The sequence below is a fragment of the Actinacidiphila yeochonensis CN732 genome (assembly GCF_000745345.1).
Lineage (GTDB): Bacteria > Actinomycetota > Actinomycetes > Streptomycetales > Streptomycetaceae > Actinacidiphila > Actinacidiphila yeochonensis.
Map to the genome: position 1 here is coordinate 2,493,021 of NZ_JQNR01000005.1, position 18,061 is coordinate 2,511,081.

The 18,061-nt window shown below is 73.1% G+C and carries 15 protein-coding genes and 1 pseudogene; 8 read left to right on the forward strand and 8 right to left on the reverse strand.

The window, feature by feature from the left end:
• Window positions 1-9: 9 nt before the first annotated feature.
• From BS72_RS22550 to BS72_RS22560, 3 genes are read left to right on the forward strand one after another with little or no spacing between them, the layout of a single operon-like run.
• A complete protein-coding gene (locus BS72_RS22550) occupies window positions 10-1,029 on the forward strand; it encodes a carbohydrate ABC transporter permease (protein ID WP_037913046.1) in 1,020 nt (339 codons plus the stop codon).
• Complete coding sequence (locus BS72_RS22555; protein ID WP_037913048.1) at window positions 1,026-1,853, forward strand: carbohydrate ABC transporter permease; 828 nt, start codon at window positions 1,026-1,028, stop codon at window positions 1,851-1,853. Before BS72_RS22550 ends, BS72_RS22555 begins: the two co-directional genes overlap by 4 nt.
• Window positions 1,850-3,373, forward strand: coding sequence for a glycoside hydrolase family 3 protein (locus BS72_RS22560; protein ID WP_051951480.1), 1,524 nt, complete (start codon window positions 1,850-1,852; stop codon window positions 3,371-3,373). The genes BS72_RS22555 and BS72_RS22560 overlap by 4 nt, the downstream gene beginning before the upstream one ends.
• A 101-nt stretch (window positions 3,374-3,474) precedes the next feature.
• On the opposite strand, the gene nagB is transcribed toward BS72_RS22560, so the two are convergent.
• Window positions 3,475-4,260 carry a glucosamine-6-phosphate deaminase gene (nagB, locus tag BS72_RS22565; protein ID WP_037913050.1) on the reverse strand — a complete coding sequence of 262 codons (786 nt, stop codon included), beginning with the start codon at window positions 4,258-4,260 and terminating at the stop codon, window positions 3,475-3,477.
• A gap of 157 nt (window positions 4,261-4,417) precedes the next feature.
• Between nagB and BS72_RS22570 the strand changes: the two genes are divergently transcribed.
• Window positions 4,418-5,464 carry an SIS domain-containing protein gene (locus BS72_RS22570; RefSeq protein ID WP_407639050.1) on the forward strand — a complete coding sequence of 349 codons (1,047 nt, stop codon included), beginning with the start codon at window positions 4,418-4,420 and terminating at the stop codon, window positions 5,462-5,464.
• Between the two features lie 194 nt (window positions 5,465-5,658).
• Here the strand turns inward: BS72_RS22570 and BS72_RS22575 are convergent, their stop codons facing one another.
• On the reverse strand, window positions 5,659-6,573 hold the full coding sequence (locus tag BS72_RS22575) for an alpha/beta hydrolase (RefSeq protein ID WP_037913053.1): 915 nt from the start codon (window positions 6,571-6,573) through the stop codon (window positions 5,659-5,661).
• A 107-nt stretch (window positions 6,574-6,680) separates the two neighbouring features.
• Between BS72_RS22575 and BS72_RS22580 the strand changes: the two genes are divergently transcribed.
• Together BS72_RS22580 and BS72_RS22585 are read left to right on the forward strand one after the other, a co-directional pair.
• Window positions 6,681-7,127 carry a MarR family winged helix-turn-helix transcriptional regulator gene (locus BS72_RS22580; protein ID WP_037913055.1) on the forward strand — a complete coding sequence of 149 codons (447 nt, stop codon included), beginning with the start codon at window positions 6,681-6,683 and terminating at the stop codon, window positions 7,125-7,127.
• Between the two features lie 547 nt (window positions 7,128-7,674).
• Window positions 7,675-9,126, forward strand: coding sequence for a sensor histidine kinase (locus tag BS72_RS22585; protein WP_037913057.1), 1,452 nt, complete (start codon window positions 7,675-7,677; stop codon window positions 9,124-9,126).
• A 201-nt stretch (window positions 9,127-9,327) separates the two neighbouring features.
• Here the strand turns inward: BS72_RS22585 and BS72_RS22590 are convergent, their stop codons facing one another.
• Together BS72_RS22590 and BS72_RS22595 are read right to left on the reverse strand one after the other, a co-directional pair.
• Window positions 9,328-9,585: a WhiB family transcriptional regulator gene (locus BS72_RS22590; RefSeq protein WP_037913060.1), complete on the reverse strand. Its 258-nt coding sequence runs from the start codon at window positions 9,583-9,585 to the stop codon at window positions 9,328-9,330.
• Window positions 9,586-9,906: 321 nt separating this feature from the next.
• Entirely contained in the window at window positions 9,907-10,875 is a 969-nt protein-coding gene (locus BS72_RS22595) for a diacylglycerol/lipid kinase family protein (protein ID WP_037913062.1), read from the reverse strand.
• 48 nt (window positions 10,876-10,923) lie between these two features.
• Here BS72_RS22595 and BS72_RS39620 point away from each other — a divergent pair, with 48 nt between their 5' ends.
• Window positions 10,924-11,574: a hypothetical protein gene (locus tag BS72_RS39620; RefSeq protein ID WP_322942438.1), complete on the forward strand. Its 651-nt coding sequence runs from the start codon at window positions 10,924-10,926 to the stop codon at window positions 11,572-11,574.
• Window positions 11,575-11,775: 201 nt separating this feature from the next.
• Here the strand turns inward: BS72_RS39620 and BS72_RS22605 are convergent.
• The 3 genes and pseudogenes from BS72_RS22605 to BS72_RS22620 form a co-directional block, all read right to left on the reverse strand.
• Window positions 11,776-12,528, reverse strand: a pseudogene (locus BS72_RS22605) (RNA polymerase sigma factor SigF); the annotation flags it as partial.
• A gap of 660 nt (window positions 12,529-13,188) precedes the next feature.
• Window positions 13,189-13,602, reverse strand: a complete 414-nt coding sequence (locus BS72_RS22615; RefSeq protein WP_037917213.1) for an ATP-binding protein — start codon at window positions 13,600-13,602, stop codon at window positions 13,189-13,191.
• Between the two features lie 185 nt (window positions 13,603-13,787).
• The gene (locus BS72_RS22620; RefSeq protein WP_037913068.1) at window positions 13,788-14,420 is read right to left on the reverse strand and encodes a GNAT family N-acetyltransferase; all 633 of its coding nucleotides are present in this window, start codon (window positions 14,418-14,420) and stop codon (window positions 13,788-13,790) included.
• A gap of 201 nt (window positions 14,421-14,621) precedes the next feature.
• Here BS72_RS22620 and BS72_RS22625 point away from each other — a divergent pair, with 201 nt between their 5' ends.
• Window positions 14,622-15,536 carry a MurR/RpiR family transcriptional regulator gene (locus BS72_RS22625; protein WP_232792502.1) on the forward strand — a complete coding sequence of 305 codons (915 nt, stop codon included), beginning with the start codon at window positions 14,622-14,624 and terminating at the stop codon, window positions 15,534-15,536.
• A 98-nt stretch (window positions 15,537-15,634) separates the two neighbouring features.
• Here the strand turns inward: BS72_RS22625 and BS72_RS22630 are convergent, their stop codons facing one another.
• Window positions 15,635-17,659 carry an N-acetylmuramoyl-L-alanine amidase gene (locus BS72_RS22630; protein ID WP_037913069.1) on the reverse strand — a complete coding sequence of 675 codons (2,025 nt, stop codon included), beginning with the start codon at window positions 17,657-17,659 and terminating at the stop codon, window positions 15,635-15,637.
• Window positions 17,660-18,061 lie beyond the last annotated feature (402 nt).

Genomic DNA, 18,061 nt, shown 5'->3' on the forward strand with positions numbered 1-18,061 from the left:
AGGCAAAGCATGGCCGCGCAGTACAGAGGGACGTCGAGCCGCGCCCCGGACGAGGCGGCGGTGACGCCCGGACCAGCCGGAACGCCCCCCGGTTCCGGCGCCCCGACCCCCGGCGGAGCCAACCCCGCCCGCGGCGGAGTACTGGCCGGCCGCGCCGCGCCGTACGTGCTGATCCTGCCCGCGCTGGTGGCCACCGCCCTGCTGCTCGGCTACCCGCTGGTCCGGAACGTGATCATCTCGTTCCAGACCCTCAACGCCTTCCAGCTGATCCAGCACACCACCCAGTGGGCCGGCTTCTCCAACTACAAGGAGCAGCTCACCAGCGCCGACTTCTGGCACACCACCGAGCGGTCCATCTTCTTCACCCTCGCCAACGTCGCGCTGATCATGCTCGGCGGCACCCTCGTCGGGCTGCTGCTCAACCGCCTCGGCAAGCGGATGCGGCTGACCCTCTCGCTCGGCCTGATCCTCGCCTGGGCGATGCCGTACGTGGCCGGCACCACGGTCTACCAGTGGCTGTTCGACACCCGCTACGGCGTCGTCAACTGGACTTTGTACAAGCTCGGTTGGCACTCCATGCACGGCTACAACTGGTTCGGCAGCCAGTTGTCCACCTTCGCGGTGATCACGCTCATGGTGGTCTGGGGGTCCATACCCTTCGTGGCGCTGAACCTCTACGCCGGCCTCACCACGATCTCCACGGAGATCTTCGAGGCCGCCCGGATGGACGGCGCCAGCGCCTGGCGGACCTTCAGCTCCGTGCTCTTCCCCATGCTCCGGCCGTTCTTCCTCAGCACGACGTTCCTGGAGATCATCTGGGTCTTCAAGGCGTTCACCCAGGTCTACGCGCTCAACGCCGGCGGCCCGGAGGGTCTGACCGAGACCCTGCCCGTGTACGCGTTCGTCGAGGGTGTCGGCAACCAGCACTACGGCAGCGGTGCGGCCATCTCGGTGCTGACCATCCTCATCCTGATGGCGCTGATGTCCTACTACTTCCGCATCATCCTGAAGCAGGAGGACGACCTGTGAGGCGCTCCCCGTTCGCACGCTTCTGGCCCAACGCCGTCGCGCTGGTCCTCTTCGTCTTCTTCGTCTTCCCCGTCTACTGGATGGTGACCACGGCCTTCAAGCCGGACCTGGACATCATCTCCACCACCCCGGTCTTCCTGCCGATCCACGGCACGTTCAGCCACTTCGACAAGGCCGTGCACGCCGCCGGGTTCTGGACCCTGGTGCGCAACAGCTTCACCGTCACCGTCTGCTCGGTCCTGCTGTCGCTGCTGGTGGCCATGGCCGCGGCCTTCGCGGTGGCGCGGATGCGCTTCCGCGGGCGCAAGGCGTTCATCCTCATCGTGATGATGGCCCAGATGGCGCCCTGGGAGGTCATGACGATCTCCGTGTACATGATCGTCCGCGACCAGGACATGCTCAACAGCCTGCTGCCGCTGACCCTCTTCTACATGATGATGGTGCTGCCCTTCACGATCTGGACGCTGCGCGGCTTCATCGCCGCCGTGCCCAAGGAACTGGAGGAGGCGGCCCTCATGGACGGCTGCACCCGCCTCCAGGCGTTCGTGCGGGTGGTGCTGCCGCTGCTCGCGCCGGGCCTGATGTCCACCTCCCTCTTCGGCTTCATCACGGCGTGGAACGAGTTCCCGCTGGTGCTCATCCTCAACAAGGAGAGCGGCCAGACGCTGCCGCTGTGGCTGACCCAGTTCCAGACCAACTTCGGCGACGACTGGGGCGCGACCATGGCCGCCTCCAGCATCTTCACGGTGCCCGTGGTCGTCGTCTTCCTCGTCCTCCAGCGGCGCGCCGTGGGCGGTCTGACCGCCGGGGCGGTGAAGGGATGACCGCGCCAGTGCTGCCCGCTTCCGAAACCCGCGACGACGCTCTCGCCCGGGACGCGCTCGCCGTCCTCCAGCCCGGCTTCGCCGGCACCACCGCCCCCGACTGGGTGCTGCGGCTGCTGGCCGAAGGGCTCGGCTCGGTCGCCCTGTTCGCCCGGAATATCGACACGCCCGAGCAGGTCGCCGCGCTCACCGCCCAACTGCGCTCGGTGCGGCCCGACGTGCTCGTCACCGCGGACGAGGAGAGCGGCGACGTCACCCGCATCGAGGTGCGCGAGGGATCGTCCTTCCCCGGCAACCTCGCCCTGGGCGCCGTCGACGACCCGGCGTTGACCCGCGCGGTCGCCGCCCAACTGGGGCGCAAACTGGCCGGCTTGGGAGTCAACTTCGACTGGGCTCCGTCCGCCGACGTCAACTCCGACCCGGACAACCCGGTGATCGGAGCCCGCTCCTTCGGCGCCGAACCCGAGTTGGTGGCCCGGCACACCGCCGCCTGGATCGAGGGGCTCCAGTCGGCCGGCGTGGCGAGTTGCGTCAAGCACTTCCCCGGCCACGGCGACACCGCCGTCGACTCCCACCACGCGATGCCGCGCATCGACCTCGACGCGGCGACCCTGCACGCGCGCGAACTGGTGCCGTTCCGGGCCGCGTTGACGGCCGGTGTGAAGGCCGTGATGAGCGCGCACATCCTGGTGCCCGCGCTCGACCCGGAGCTGCCGGCGACCCTCAGCCCGGCGGCGCTCACCGCGCTGCTGCGCGGCCCCCGCGAGGAGGGCGGCCTCGGCTACGACGGGCTGATCGTCACCGACGGCATCGAGATGCGGGCGGTCGCCGGCACCTACGGCATCACCCGCGGCACCGTGATGGCGCTGGCCGCGGGCGCCGACGCGATCTGCGTCGGCGGCGGCCTCAACGACGAGCAGACCGTGCTCGACCTGCGCGACGCGATCGTGGCCGCCGTGCGGGACGGCTCGCTGCCCGCCGAACGGCTCGCCGACGCCGCCCGCCGGGTGCGCGAGGTCGCGGCCTGGGCGGTGGCGGCGGCCGGCGCGGCCGAGCGGCTGCCGGCCGACCCCGGCGTCGGCCTGGCCGCGGCCCGGCGGGCGCTGCGGATCGTCCGCGACGCCGGCTTCACCCCGCTGGACGGACCGCCCTACGTCGCCGTCCTCGAACCCGAGGCCAACATCGCCGTCGGCGAGGACACCCCCTGGGGGGTCACCGCCCCGCTGGCCCGACTGCTGCCGGGCACCGAGGGCGACACCTACCGCGGGGCGGCGGAGGCCGCCGGGCTGCTCGCGGCGGCGGGGGAGCGGCGGGTGGTCGCGGTGGTCCGCGACGCCCACCGGCACGCCTGGATGGAGCAGGCCCTGGACGCCCTGGTGGCCGCCCGGCCGGACACCGTCGTGGTGGAGATGGGCCTGCCGCAGGCCGCGCCGCGCGGCGCGCTGTACATCGCCACGCACGGCGCCGCCCGGGTCTGCGGCGAGGCGGCGGCCGAGGTCGTGGCGGGCGTCGAACCGTAAGGCCGGAAGGGGTCCCGCCCGGCGACGGGCGGGACCCGACGAGCGGGCGCACGACGAGGGGCCGCCGGTAGCACCGGCGGCCCCCTGTCGTACGCGGGTCCTTACAGGCCCTGCCACGCGGGCTTGGCCGCGTAGGTGGCCCGGAAGTACGGGGCGAGCTTCAGCTTGGAGGCAGCCGCCTCGTCGACGACGACGGTGGCGTGCGGGTGCAGCTGGAGCGCGGACGCCGGCACCAGCGCGGCCACCGGGCCCTCCACGGTGGCCGCGACGGCCTCGGCCTTGCCCTCGCCGGTGGCCAGCAGCACCAGGTGCCGGGCCTCCAGGATGGTGCCGATGCCCTGGGTGATCACGTGGTGCGGGACCTGGTCGATGTCGCCGTCGAAGAACCGGGCGTTGTCCACCCGGGTCTGCTCGGTCAGCGTCTTGATCCGGGTCCGCGAGGCGAGCGAGGAGCACGGCTCGTTGAAGCCGATGTGCCCGTCGGTGCCGATGCCCAGCAGCTGGAGGTCGACCCCGCCGGCCGCCGACAGCGCCGCGTCGTACGCCTCGCACGCCGCCTGCACGTCCTCAGCCGCGCCGTCCGGGCCCATGAAGGCGTCCTCGGACAGGCCCAGCGGCTCCACGACCTCGCGCAGCACCACCGAGCGGTACGACTCCGGGTGCCCGGTCGGCAGCCCCACGTACTCGTCGAGCTGGCACACCCGGGCCCGCGAGGCGTCCACCGAACCGGCGCGCACCTTCGCCGCCAGCGCCTGGTAGACGGGCAGCGGGGTGGAGCCGGTGGCCACGCCCAGCAGGGCGTCGGGCCTGCGCCGCAGCAGGGCCGCGATGGCCTCGGCTATGGTCTCGCCGCCCGCGGCGGCATCCGGGACGATCACAACTTCCACGCTGGGCCTGCCGTTCTCATGAGGGGGAGGGGATCTGGCGAACAGGGGAGTACACGTCAAGGTGGTATAGACCACTTCCACCAGGGTACCCCGTGGCGGCCCCCGGGTGGCGGTGCGCCGGACCCGTTCCTGTGGTCGACTGGTGGGGTGCGTCGGGATGGAGGCGGTGTGCGTGAAAGCTCCCTCGGACCGTCTCGACGCCGCCGGCCGGCGCGAGGAGCGGCACATCATGGCCGGCGAGATCGCCGAGCAGCCCGAGGTGCTGGCCCGGCTGCTGGAGCGGGGCGGGCCCGCGATCCGCGCCACCGGCCGCGCCGTGGCCGCCCGCCGGCCCCGTTTCGTCCTCTTCGCCGCGCGCGGCAGCTCCGCCCACGCCGCCCTCTACGCGAAGTATCTCTTCGAGATCGAACTCGGGCTGCCCTGCGGCCTGGCCTCCATGTCCACCGTCACCGCCTACGGGGCCTCGCCCCGGTACGCGGACGTGCTGATGGTCACCGTCAGCCAGTCCGGTGGCTCCCCGGACATGGTCGCCTTCACCCGCGCCGCCCGGGAGGCCGGCGCCACCACCGTCGCGGTCACCAACAACCCCGACTCGCCGCTGGCCGAGGCCGCCGAGCACCACGTCGACGTACTGGCCGGCCCGGGAAAGGCGCTGCCGGCCACCAAGACGTACACGGCCGACCTGCTGGCGCTCCACCTGCTGGCGCGCGGCATGCGGGACCAGGACGGCGCCGAGGCCCGGGCGCTGCCGGAGCTGGCCGCCCGGGTGCTGGCCCGCGGCGACGAGGTGGCGCGGCTCGCCGAGCGCTACCGGTTCGCCGGCCGGATGGTCGTCACCTCCCGCGGCTACGGCCTGCCCACGGCCAGGGAGGCGGCGCTGAAGCTGATGGAGACCAGCGGCATGCCGGTCCTCGCTCCCTCCGGCGCGGACCTGCTCTACGGGCCGCTGGCCGTGGTGGACGCCGTCTCCCCGGTGATCGCGATCGTCACCGAGGGCCCCGGCGGCGACGCGCTCCAGCCCGTCCTCGACCGGCTGCGCGGCCGTGGCGCGGACCTCATGGTGGTCGGCCCGGCCAGCCAGGCCGCCGCGGCTCCCGCCGGCTTCGCCCTGCCCTCCAGCGGTCTGCCCGAGTCCCTCCAGCCGGTCCTGGAGATCCTCCCGCTCCAGCAGCTCGCCCACGCCGTCGCGGCGCGACGGGACTGACACCCGGCCGTTTCCTCACGCGACGGGACTGACGCGTGCGCCGTCTCCCGCCCGGAGGCGGCGCGCGGCGGGTGAGGGTACGGGCGAGCGGGCGCGGTCGACCCTCGGCGGCTGGCCGACTGCCGGACCCGGGAGGTCGGCGATGGCGCTCCCGCGCGCGTCGCCGACGTCGCGTGGATGCCGCCGGGCCGGCCTCAGCGGGTCGGTTCGAGACGTTCGGCGCCCAGGTGGGCGGTGAGGAAGCGCGCGGCGCGGTCGAGTGCGGCGTCCGCCTCGTCGAGGCGGCCGTAGTGGAGCTGGAAGACGTGGGGCAGGCCGGGGCCGACTTCGAGCGTGACCTCGACGTCGTCCGCGGCCGCGCGGCCGGCCAGCCGGACCGCGTCGTCGAGCAGCACCTCGTTCGCCCCGACCTGCACCAGGAGCGGGGGCAGCCCGGTGAGGTCGGCGAACAGCGGGCTGGCCAGGGGGTGCGCCCGGTCGCCCGCGCCGACGTAGAGATCGGCGTAGGCGCGCAGGTCGGCTTCGACGAAGATGGGATCGGCGTCGTCCTTGGAACGGATGCTCGCCCCGCTGAGGGTGAGGTCGGTCCACGGGGAGAAGAGGGCCACGGCGGCCGGTTGCGGCAGCCCGGCCTCCCGGGCCGCGAGCAGCGTGGCGAGGCTCAGGCCGCCACCGGCGGAGTCGCCGGCCAGGACGAGATCCCGCGGGTCGGTATCCGCCGCCAGCAGCTCGCGATAGGCGGCGAGTCCGTCGTCGACGGCCGCGGGGAAGGAGTGCTCGGGTGCCTTCCGGTAGTCCACCGACGTGGCTCGCAGCCCGGCTCGGCGGGCCAGTTCGCCGACCAGGCCGACGTGGGTGTCCGGTGAGCCGATGACGTAGCCGCCGCCGTGCAGGTAGAGCAGTCGGCCGCGTCCGGAGGCGCCGGCCGGCTCCAGCTCCAGGGCCGGCCGCCCGCCCACGACGGTCCTGCGGATGGCCACGCCCTCCGGTGCGGGGCGGGTGATGGCCGAGGCGAAGCCCTCGCGCTGCTCCTCGGGCGTGGGCGTGGTCTCCGTGCGGGGCGCGGCTCGGAGCGCCGCGTCCAGGGCGACGCGCTGCTGTCGTGACATGTGGGGCCTCCAGGGTCGGGATGCGAGGATGGATTCTTGGGAATCCATCCACCTGGGCCCAACCGTGTTCCATGGAAGATGATTCCCGGGAAGCTAATGGAGCAGCTGTGAGCCACGTCACCCCGATCTTCACCGACTTCGTCCGCGTCGAGACCCGGCTCTACAACGCGGTGAGCGCACGACTGCGCGCCGAACAGGGTCTGGGGCTCGGGCAGTTCGATTTCCTGGAGATCATCGACCGGGTGCCGGAGTGCCGCGTGCTCGACATCGTCGGCGAACTCGCGATCACCGTGGGTGCCGTCAGCAAGGCGGTCGACCGGCTGGTGGCCGCGGGGTGGTGCGTGCGGGTCGCGCACCCCCGGGACCGCCGCTCCTCCGTCCTCCGCCTCACCTCCGAGGGTGAGGAGCGGCTGGCCGCGTCCCGCCCCGTTGTCGAAAGCGAACTCGTCTCACTGACCGCGACGATCCCCCCTGGGGACCTGACCCGCATCGCCTCGGCCCTGGCCACCCTCCGCGCGACCCTCGAAGCAGGCGCTCAAGGCCAACCGGGCTGAGCGGTGCGTCCCGCGCACGCAACCGGCCCACCCCGGCCGAGCGGCGCTCCCTGGTCCCTCGCCGGCCGGCACCGCGTCTTCGGGTCCGGAAGCGGGTCCGGGAGCGGGTCCGGACGCGCCCCGTGGCGAGGGCCGGCGAAAAAAGGGGCGCCGGCCAGGCGAAAGAAGGGAGACGCCCCGGAAAAACTTCGGGCCGCGGTGCCGGAAGAGGACCCTCAACCCCTTCAGCACCGCAGCCCGGAGCTGCCGCCGGCGGCCGTGGCGGACGGGGTGTGCGGTCCCCGTCGGCCCGGTGGGGCCGGCCGTGAGACGGGCGGAGTAGTCAGGGCAGAGAACGCCGCCGCCTCGGTCCGCTCGCCTGTGCGGGGAGAGCGGAGGTTCATCCGTATTGTGGACTAGACCACTGGGCGTTGTCCACGGTGTGCCACGGAATTCCCGACGGTGCATTCCCCGTCCGCGGCCGGGTGAAACGCGCTGGCCGCCGGCTCCGGGCGCCGGTGTGCGGGAGCGCCGGGACCTCCGGGGTACGCTCGCAGGCGTGCCCTCCATGAACGACCTCGTACGCGAGCACACCGACCTCGGGCCCTCCGACCTGGAGTGGCTCCATCTGCTCGTTTCGGAGTGGCAGTTGCTCTCCGACCTGTCCTTCGCCGACCTCGTGCTGTGGGTGCCCACCCGCGACGGCACCCGCTACGTGTCCGTGGCCCAGATGCGGCCGAACACCGGGCCCACCTCGTACCAGGACGACATGGTCGGCCACCTGGTGCCGCGCGGGCGGCGGCCGATGCTGGACATGGCGCTGGACGAGGGCCGGATCGTCCGCGAGGGCGACCCGGAGTGGCGCGAGGAGGTGCCGGTCCGGGTGGAGTCGATCCCGATCCGCCGGGACGGCCGGGTGCTGGGGGTGATCGCCCGCAACACCAACCTGCTCACCGTGCGCACCCCCAGCCGGCTGGAGCTCACCTACCTGCAGAGCGCGTCCGACCTGGCGCAGATGATCGCCGCCGGCTCCTTCCCTTTCCCGGCCGAGCAGGTCGACATGGACGCCTCGCCGCGGGCCGGCGACGGGCTGATCCGGCTGGACGCCGACGGGATGGTGCAGTACGCCAGCCCCAACGCGCTCTCCGCCTTCTACCGGCTGGGCCTGACCGCCGACCTGGTCGGCGGCCACCTGGGCCGGATCACCGCCGAACTCGCCCCGGTCCGGGGCCCGGTGGACGAGGCGCTGGAGAAGCTGGCCAGCGGGTGGGCGCCGCGCGAGTTCGAGGTGGAGGGCGGCGACGGGGTCATCCAGCTCCGGGCGATCCCGCTCAAGCCCAAGGGGGTGCGTACCGGGTCGCTGGTGCTGCTCCGCGACGTCACCGAACTGCGACGCCGCGAGCGGGAGTTGATCACCAAGGACGCCACCATCCGGGAGATCCACCACCGGGTGAAGAACAACCTCCAGACGGTGGCGGCGCTGCTGCGGCTCCAGGCCCGCCGGATGGACTCGCCGAAGGCGCGGGAGGCGCTGGAGGAGGCGGTGCGCCGGGTCGGCTCGATCGCCATCGTCCACGAGACGCTCTCCCAGACGCTCGACGAGAAGGTGGACTTCGACGAGATCGCCGACCGGGTGCTGGCCATGGTCGCGGAGATCTCGCCCGGCCGGGTCACCGCGCGCCGCGCCGGCCGGTTCGGCATCCTCAGCGCCGAGACGGCGACCCCGCTGTCCATGGTGCTCACCGAACTGCTCCAGAACGCCCTCGAACACGGCTTCGGGCCCGGCGAGTCCGGAACGGTCGAGGTGGGGGTCGGCCGGGCGGGGGAGCGGGTCACCGTGTTCGTCCAGGACGACGGGCGCGGGCTGCCCCCCGGCTTCGACGCCCAGCAGGCCGGCAACCTCGGCCTGCAGATCGTCCGCACCCTGGTGGTCGGCGAGCTCGGCGGAGCCTTCGACATGCAGCCCGCGCCGACCGGGCGCGGCACCCGCGTGGTTCTCGAACTCCCGCGCGAGGCTTGATATTTCGCCCCGCCGGGGATTCGCGGGACGAATGTGCGGGTCCTGTGGATTCCCGGTGTCGGAGTTCTGAACGCCGGGAATCCACCCCCGTCGGAAAGCGGAAGGAGCCCCCGCCGGTGTGGCGGAGGCTCCTGCATGCTGTGTGCTGCGCGTTAAGCGGTGCTGCGCGCTGCGGCTCGGGGGGTAAGGCTGTGACGTATGTCAGGCGCTGGCGTTGCGGGCCCGGTTGCGGGCGGCGCGGCGCTTCATCGCGCGGCGCTCGTCCTCGCTGAGGCCACCCCAGACACCGGCGTCCTGGCCGCTCTCCAGTGCCCACTGAAGGCACTGGTCCATTACGGGACAGCGGCGGCAGACGGCCTTGGCTTCCTCGATCTGCAGCAGCGCGGGACCGGTGTTGCCGATGGGGAAGAAGAGCTCAGGGTCTTCCTCGCGGCAAACGGCGCGGTGACGCCAGTCCATGGCTGCTCCAACTCCTCGTGTGACAAGCGGATTGCTTGTGAATGTGAACGCTTTCACGAATCCCCCCGCAGAGAACGGGACGCAACCCAGCCGTCACTGGCTGGTAGGGCCCCGCAGGATGAGGTAGGAGATTCGGGCTCTCAAGGGGGCCTTGTTCGGCCGTCCCGATCGCCAGTAAGAGACTCGCAAACCTCGGCTGGAGATACAACCCCTTCCGGAAACTTTTTTTGGAATCGACGGTGTCGCCTCGGTCACAGCCGTACTTCCAGGGGGTGCGGGGCAGCCTAAACGTTCGAGTAAAAGGACTTTGGGCTCTTCTGCTTACACAATCACACGCAGTGCACGGCGTACGCCTGTGAAGGTCGCGTTCGTCCGCAGTCCCAGGTGGTCACCGTCGACCTGGAAGGGCAGCGGGGCCTGCGATTGCAAGGTGAAGTCCGTCAGATCGTGCAGGGTCACCGCGTACTTGCCGTGCGGCCCCCGTTCCGGGGTGGAGCGGAGCAGCTGCGTCGCGTAACGGGTGCCGGCCACCGCGGACATCTTCGTGACGCCCAGCACATCCAGCGCGGTGTCGAACGAGGCCCTGGGGGAGGCGTACACAGGCCGGTTGCCCAGGTAGGTCCACGGCGAGGTGTTGCAGATTATCGCGGTGGCCAGGCCGTCCACCGGCGCGCCGTCCGGCCGCCGCAGCGTGATGACGCCGTGCCGGCGGTTCGGGTCCGCCATGAACTGCCGGGCCACCTGCCGCAGGTAGAGCGCGTGCGTGGAGCGCTTGCCCAGCTCCCGCTGCTGCTCGACCCGGCCGACCACGCCGGCGTCGAAGCCGAGGCCCGCGCAGAAGGTGAACCAGCGGGACGGCACGCCCTCGTCCTCGGTGCCCGGGGTGCCGCTGACCAGGCCGAGGCCGACCGTGCGCGAGGTGCCGGCGCGCAGCGCGTCCAGCAGCGCGCCGGTCGCCTCCACCGCGTCGTTCGGCAGCCCGAGGGCACGGGCGAAGACGTTGGTGGAGCCGCCGGGGACCACCGCGAGCTTCGGCAGCTTCTCGGGGTCGGGGCCGTGGTGGAGCAGGCCGTTGACGACCTCGTTCACGGTGCCGTCGCCGCCCAGGGCGACCACCAGCTCCACCTCGCCGCCCTCGGCCGCGCCGCGGGCCAGGTCCCGGGCGTGGCCGCGGTAGCCGGTGGTGGCCACCTCCAGGTCGAGGTCGCGGGACAGGGCGGTGCCGATCACGTCGCGGACGCGTGCGCTGGTGGTGGTCGCAGCCGGGTTGACGACGAGAAGAGCACGCATGCTCGACAGCCTACCTACGAGTTTTCGCACCGGGCTACGCTGGCTGCTGTGAGCCAGAAGACGACAAAGCGCACCCGGCAGGCCGCGGCCGGACCCGGCGGAGCCGCTCCCGGGCGGGCCGCGCAGGCCGCCAGGACGGCCAAGGCGGCCGGCCGGGCCGGAGCTGGGGACACCGCCGAGGACGAGGCCGGTACGGCCGGAGCCGCGGGCTCGGCGGGCGGTTCCCGCGGCGGCTCGGACGCCGGCTCGGACGTGGGCTCCGAGGGTGGTGTGAAGGAGCGCGCGGGGGGCGCGAAGGGAGCGCCGGGCGCCGGCGCCGACGCCCCTGCCGGACCGCCTCCGGCGCGGCTGACCGTCGCCGCCGCGGTGGCCGCCCTCGAAGGGCTGGCGGTCGTGGTCTGGGGGATCACCATGCTGGCCGCCGGCGGCCAGGACGTCCTCGCCGGGATACTCATCCTCGCGCTCGCCGCGCTGCCGCTGTCGGCCGCGTACGGCCTGCGGCGCGCCCGGCGGTGGAGCCGGGGGCCCGCGCTCATCATGCAGCTGCTCTCCCTGCCCATCGCCTGGACGATGCTGCACAGCGACGGGCTGGTGGTGCCCGGCGGCGCCGTGCTCGGCGTGCTGGCGCTGCTCGGCCTGGGCGTCCTGGTCCACCCGGCCACCACCGACGCCCTCGGGATCAACCGCACCGCGGGATGACGGGCGGGCCAGGGCCTGGCACCCGACCGGTTCCGGTCCTGAGGCGGTCCAGATCCGGTCCTGAGCCAGCCGTCCTGAACCGGTCGCGACTCGGCCCGGCGCGGCTCTGATCCGGCGGCGCGGCCGGGGGAGCGGGTGGCATGACGTGGCGGCGCCCCGGCCGAACCGGCCGGGGCGCCGCCACGTCACGTCGTCACGTCGTCACTCGTCGATGAGGAGCTTGTCCCGGAGCTGGGCCAGGGTGCGGGCCAGCAGCCGGGAGACGTGCATCTGGGAGATGCCGACCTCCTGGGCGATCTGCGACTGGGTCATGTTGCCGAAGAACCGCAGCAGCAGGATCGTCTTTTCACGGGGCGGAAGCTGTTCGAGCAACGGTTTCAGCGACTCGCGGTACTCCACGCCCTCCAGCGCCTCGTCCTCCGAGCCGAGGGTGTCGGCGACGGCCGGGGACTCGTCGTCGGTGTCGGGGACGTCCAGGGAGAGCGTGCTGTACGCGTTGGCGGACTCCAGCCCCTCCAGGACCTCCTCCTCGGAGATCTTGAGGTGCTCGGCCAGCTCGTGGACGGTGGGCGCCCGGCCGTGCCGCTGCGACAGCTCGCCGGTGGCGGTGGTGAGGGCCAGCCGCAGTTCCTGGAGCCGGCGCGGCACCCGCACCGCCCAGCCCTTGTCGCGGAAGTGCCGCTTGATCTCGCCGACCACCGTCGGGGTGGCGTACGTGGAGAACTCCACCCCGCGTTCGACGTCGAACCGGTCCACGGACTTGATCAGCCCGATGGTGGCGACCTGGGTCAGGTCGTCCAGCGGCTCGCCGCGGTTGCGGAACCGGCGCGCCAGGTGCTCCACCAGCGGCAGGTGCATGCGGACGAGCTGGTTGCGGAGCTCAGCCCGTTCCGGAGAGCCGTCGGGGAGGTCGCGCAGCCGCAGGAAGAGCGCCCGCGCGCCGGAGCGGTCAGGGGCCTCGGGGACGGCCGGCCAGGTGCCGCCGTCCTCCTCGTGCCCGGCCTCGTCGCGCGCCGCATCCCCGTGGGCCGCTTCCTCGTGCCCGGCCTCGTCGCGCGCGCCCTCCCCGTCCCCGTTCCGGGTCCCGGCCTCGGCCTCGCGTTGTCCGTCCTCGGGCCGCTCGGCGGCCTCCGGCCCGCCGGTGCCCTGCCCGGCGCGGGCCGCGCCGGGGCGCGGCGTCCGGCCGGCCGCTGTCCGGACCCGGGGCCGGGCCGCTGCCCGGGCTGCTCCGCCGGTGCCACGCGCTCGTGCTGATCCATCCGGTCCGCCTGCTCCGCCTGATCCGACGCGTCCAACACTTTCCTGCGGTCCGCACCGCCGCGGGCCCGGGCGGGCCCGGGCACCCCCGGCTCGGGGCGGGACCTGACCTGCGGCTGCGCCGCTCCGGCGCCGTCTGCCGCCGTGGTGGCGGCGCCGCCGTCCGGCGGTTCCGACGCCTGGACCGGGACCTGGCGGCGGTCGCCGCCCCGTCCGGCCCCTGCCGCCTGCTGCTCCGCCGGTGTCCCGGGCCGCTCGGCGGGCGTCACGACGGCAGCCCCGGACTCGTCCGGTACCGCCCGGTCCGTCCGCGCACCACGACCTGTCCGTACACCGCGGCCACGCCCTGCCCGCGGTTCACGACAGCCCGGGTACGGCGCCGCGCTTCTTGTGCAGGCTGATGCTGACCGTCTTGTCCTCCGCCACGGTGGAGTCGACCTCGCCGGCCAGTGCCGAGAGCACCGTCCAGGCGAAGGTGTCGCGCTCCGGGGCGCGGCCGTCGGTGGTCGGGGCGGAGACGGTCACCCACAGGGAGTCGCCGACCAGCCGGAAGACGCAGCTGAGCACCGAGCCCGGCACGGCCTGCTGCAAGAGGATGGCGCACGCCTCGTCCACGGCGATGCGCAGATCCTCGATCTCGTCGAGGGTGAAGTCGAGTCGCGCCGCGAGCCCGGCCGTGGCCGTGCGCAGCACCGACAAGTAGGCCCCCGCCGCGGGCAGCCGGACCTCCACGAAGTCCTTCGACACGGGGTCGCCTGCGATCTGGGACACCCACACCTCCAAGGTGGCACACGGTGATTGCTCTGGTCCGCAGCGACGCTACCGCGATAGCCGCTGGGCTGTCGCCCGGGAAGGGCGCATCCGACGACGGATCTCTCACCCAAGGTAAGCACATGAGTACGTATCGTGGGTATCCGGGTCTGCCGTCAAGGGGTCTGGCGTCCATGGGGCGGACCTCAACGGGCATGGGCGCGCGCCTGGTTGGGCGAGCGGTCGGCTCCTGCCGCCCGCTCGGCCAGGGCCCGCAGCGCCGGACCGCCGAGCCGCTGCACGGTCCACTCGTCCTGCGGCAGGGCGCCGATCGAGCGGTAGACGGCCAGCGCCTTCTCGTTCCAGTCCAGTACGGACCACTCGAAGCGCTCGTAGCCGCGTTCCACGCACACGGCGGCGAGTTCGGCCAGCAGCGCCCCGCCGTGCCCGGCGCCGCGCCACTCGGGGCGGACGTAGAGGTCCTCCAGGTACAGGCCCGGAGTGCCGGTCCAGGTGGAGAAGTTGCGGAACCACAGGGCGAAGCCGACGGGTTCGAACGCGCCGGTCTCAGTGCCGGCCTCCGCGCCGGTTTCCTCGGCGGCCTCCTCGCCGGTGGGCGCGTCCGCCGCGGAACCGCTGGCGCCGGCCGGACCGCTGAAGCCGTCCGCCGGGCCGTCCACGGCGACGAGCGCGGACGCGACCGGGTCGGGGCCGAACAGCGCGGCGTGCAGCTGCTCCACCGTCGCCCTGGCCTCGTGCGGTGCCTTCTCGAACGCGGCGAGTTCGCGGACCATCGCGTGGATGGCCGGTACGTCCTCGGGCGTCGCTGCGCGGATCATGCCACCAGGTTACGGCTCCGGCGCGCGCTGGGCACAAGGCTTCGCGGGAGCGCCCGAACCGGCGTGCGGGTCAGCCGGACCGCCGCCCGGCCTATCGCTCGTCTGGGTGACATGTCGAGCGGCACCGCCGGCCCTCCGCGGCGCCGCCGTCCGGGGCCCTCCGGCTCCCGGGAGGGGCCGCGGCAGTGCATTCTTGGTGCCGTGCACGAAAAGGACCCGGAGCCCGGGTGGGCCACGCGCGAGAACACCACCGCGGTCGGCGACGCGGGGGACGCGCTCACCGCGACCGTACGCGGCCTGCTGCCCTCGCTGACGCCGGCCGCCGCCCGGATCGCCACGCTGATCGTCGAGGACCCGGCGCGGGTGGCGCGCAGCACCATCTCGGAGTTGAGCGTGCTGGCCGGCACCAGCGAGTCGTCGATCGTCCGCACCGCCCGGGCGCTGGGGTTCAGCGGGTACCCCGAACTGCGGCTGGCGCTGGCCGCGTCGGCGGCCCGGCAGGGGTCGCGCCCCACCCTGTCCTCGGGGATCACCCCGGAGGACTCGGTCGAGGAGGTGATCGCCAAGCTCGTCCACACCGAGTCGCAGGCGGTGCTGGAGACGGCCACCCAGCTCGGCGCGGACCAGTTGGCGGGGGCGGTCGGCGCGCTGTGCGGCGGAGGGCAGCTGCACATCGCCGGGGTCGGCGCCTCCGGCCTGGTGGCGCAGGACCTCCAGCAGAAGCTGGCCAGGATCGGGCGGCCCTGCCACGCGCACGGCGACTCGCAGTCCGCGCTCACCAGCGCGGTGCTGCTCGGCGAGCGGGACGTGTTCCTCGTCGTGTCGCACTCCGGCGAGAGCCGTGACGTCATCGAACCGCTGCGCCGGGCATCGGAGTTGGGCGCCACCACCGTGGTGATCACCAACCACCCGATGTCCACGGCCGCCCGGCTGGCGGACCACGTCCTGGCCTCGGCCGGCCGCGAGACCACCTTCCGGCCCGGCGCGATGGCCAGCCGGATCAGCCAACTGGTCGTGGTGGACTGCTTGTTCGTCTGTGTGGCGCAGCGCACCTACGACACCTCCAGCGCCGCCCTGCGCACCACCCACCAGGCGCTGGAGGGCGGCCGGTCCTGAAGACCGGCCGCCCTCCGCCGTTCAACCGCGTCTGTGAGCAGGGTTCGTGGGCCGGGTCACCCGGTCACCCCGGTCACCCCGGGCCTCCGATCCTCCGGTCAGGAGGCGGGCACCAGGTCCACGTCGGCGGCGTTCACGAACGCCATCCGGTGGTTGTAGACGATCTCGTAGACCTTCGTCGTGCCGACGAAGTCGTGCCGGTCGTACGGAGCCGAGCCGTCGTAGTCGATCGCGAAGTACGTGTCGGTGTTCACCGCCGGGCCCGAGGCCACGTAGGACTGCCCGGCCAGGATGGCGTACTTCTTCGCCGCGGTCTGCGGGCGCGGCGTGCCGCCCTCGTAGGCCACGAAGTCCGCCGGGTAGACCGACGCCTCCGGGTAGGCCGTCGTGTAGACCGGGATGGACGCCTTGCCGGCCTTGGGGACGATCCGCTCGGCGCTGGTCGGCACCGTCGTCGGGTGGTTGCCCGACGAGTCCTGGAACCAGGCCTCCTGGCCGCCGAACCAGATCGCGGTCCAGCCCGGCCTGCGGTCGGCGACCACGTAGCTCTCACCGGTGGACGCCTTGTCGCCCCAGTCGTTCATCGCGTCGGTGCCGGACCCGGTCGGGTGCAGGTAGGGGTCGGCCAGCAGCGGGGCGGTGGTGCTCGGCGAGGTGTACAGCGGGACGAAGTCGGACGGCGCGTCCTTCGACGTCACCGGGCAGTCGTACGAGCGGTACGGGCCGGGGAACCGCTTGTAGCCGGCCGGGTCGTCGCAGTACGTCGTGGTCTGCCGGTTCGCCTGGAACGCCGGGTCGATCGTCACCACGTCGCTGGACGGGGCGGCGGTGGCGTGGATCGGCGCGCCGGCCAGGTCCATGAAGTGCGCCCAGTCCCAGCCCGGTCCCGGGTCCCAGTGCTGCGTGGCGATACCCGACTCGGAGCTGCCCGGCACGTTGTCGTGGCCCAGGATGTGGGCGCGGTCCAGCGGGATGTGGTACTCGTCGGCCAGGTAGCGCACCAGCGCGGCCGTCGAGCGGTACAGGTCCTCGCTGAACCAGGTGGCCCCGTGGGTCGACCACGCCTCCTGCTCGATGCCGATGGAGTGCTGGTAGAAGGACCGGTTGCCGCTGTCCCAGGCGATGTCCTTGTTCGGGATCATCTGCGTGACCAGCCCGTCGGAGGAGCGCACCACGTAGTTGGCGCTGGCCTGGTACGTCGGGTCGGTGAAGAGGTCCAGCGTGCCGTCGTAGGTCTCGTCGGTGGTGTGCAGCGTGATGTAGCGGATGTCCAGGCCGCCGTTGGGGCGGTCGGCCAGGTCGTGGCTGCCGTAGTCACCGAGGTCGCTCGGGTCCAGCAGGGTGTAGGCACCCGGGACGGTGTCGCAGGTGATGGTCCTGGGGCACTCCGGCTTCTGGCCGCCCTCCGGCGGGGTGACCTCCTTCAGCCCGAGTTCGCGGACGTCGTTCCGGTTCGGGTGCAGGCCGCGGACCGGGGCCAGGGTGAGCTGCTGGCCGTCGTCGGTGGTGCGGGCCGCGCCGGTGCGCATCGCGTCCCACACGCCGTCGGCGAAGGCCTGGGCGACCGAGTCCTCGGTGGACTGGCTGTAGCGGGCGGCCGCCGCGTACCAGCCGTCGACGGTGCGCGGCAGCCGGCCGTGCCCGTAGCCCCTCGCGTACGAGGCGAGGAGGGCGGCGCCGCCGCGGATGTTCTGCGCCTCGTCGGTCTCGACGGCGGCGGCGTCGGTGCCCAGCAGCTTCGCCGCGGCCGGGGCGGTGTGCTCGGCCGGCGCGGTGAGCAGCTTCGCGTAGCGCGGGGACTGGGTGGACAGCCCGTCCGTGTCGAGGGTCGACGCGGTGAGGTCGGTGAGGTTCATCGGGCCGTAGCCCGCCTCGGCGTTCACCTGGCCGCCGTGCGCCTCCCAGCGGGTCTCGTAGTACGACACCGCTTCGAGCACCGGCAGCGGGACGCCGAACTCCGTCGCGGCGGAGGCGAACTCGCCCTGCCGGGTGGCCTGCGGGCCGGCGGCCTGGGCCGTCGTGGTGGTACCGACCGCGGTCACCGAGAGGCCGGCCAGCAGCGACAGCGCCGCCACGACGGTCTGCGCTCTGCGGCGGCGGGGGGTTCTGAGGGGGCGGTGCATCCAGGCTCCTCGCATTGCTGTGTGCGTGTGCATGGCAACGTGCTGCTGGCCGCAGCCTTGCGAGGTCGACTGGCAGTTAGCAACCACCCGGACGTAAATCCTGGAACTTTTCTTCATGTGCGAGGGCATGAGTCGGTGCGGGCCGGGCCAATCGGGCACGCGAAACCCGGTGCGGGGCAGCCTCGTTCGAGAAGGGGGAGTTGAGCGGCGCCGAGCCCGGACACGAGCTGTCGAGGGCCGGCCCCGGCGCCTTCGCACAGGAGGGGGGTGACCCCCCCACAGGGACGGCGAGTCCGGAACCCGCGGCCGCGCCGTCCCGCCGCCGGGTCCGGCGCGGAAGCGGTGCGCACACGGCACCGCACCCGGTCCGTCAGGGGCGCCGTGGTGGGCGGCCTGCGGGCC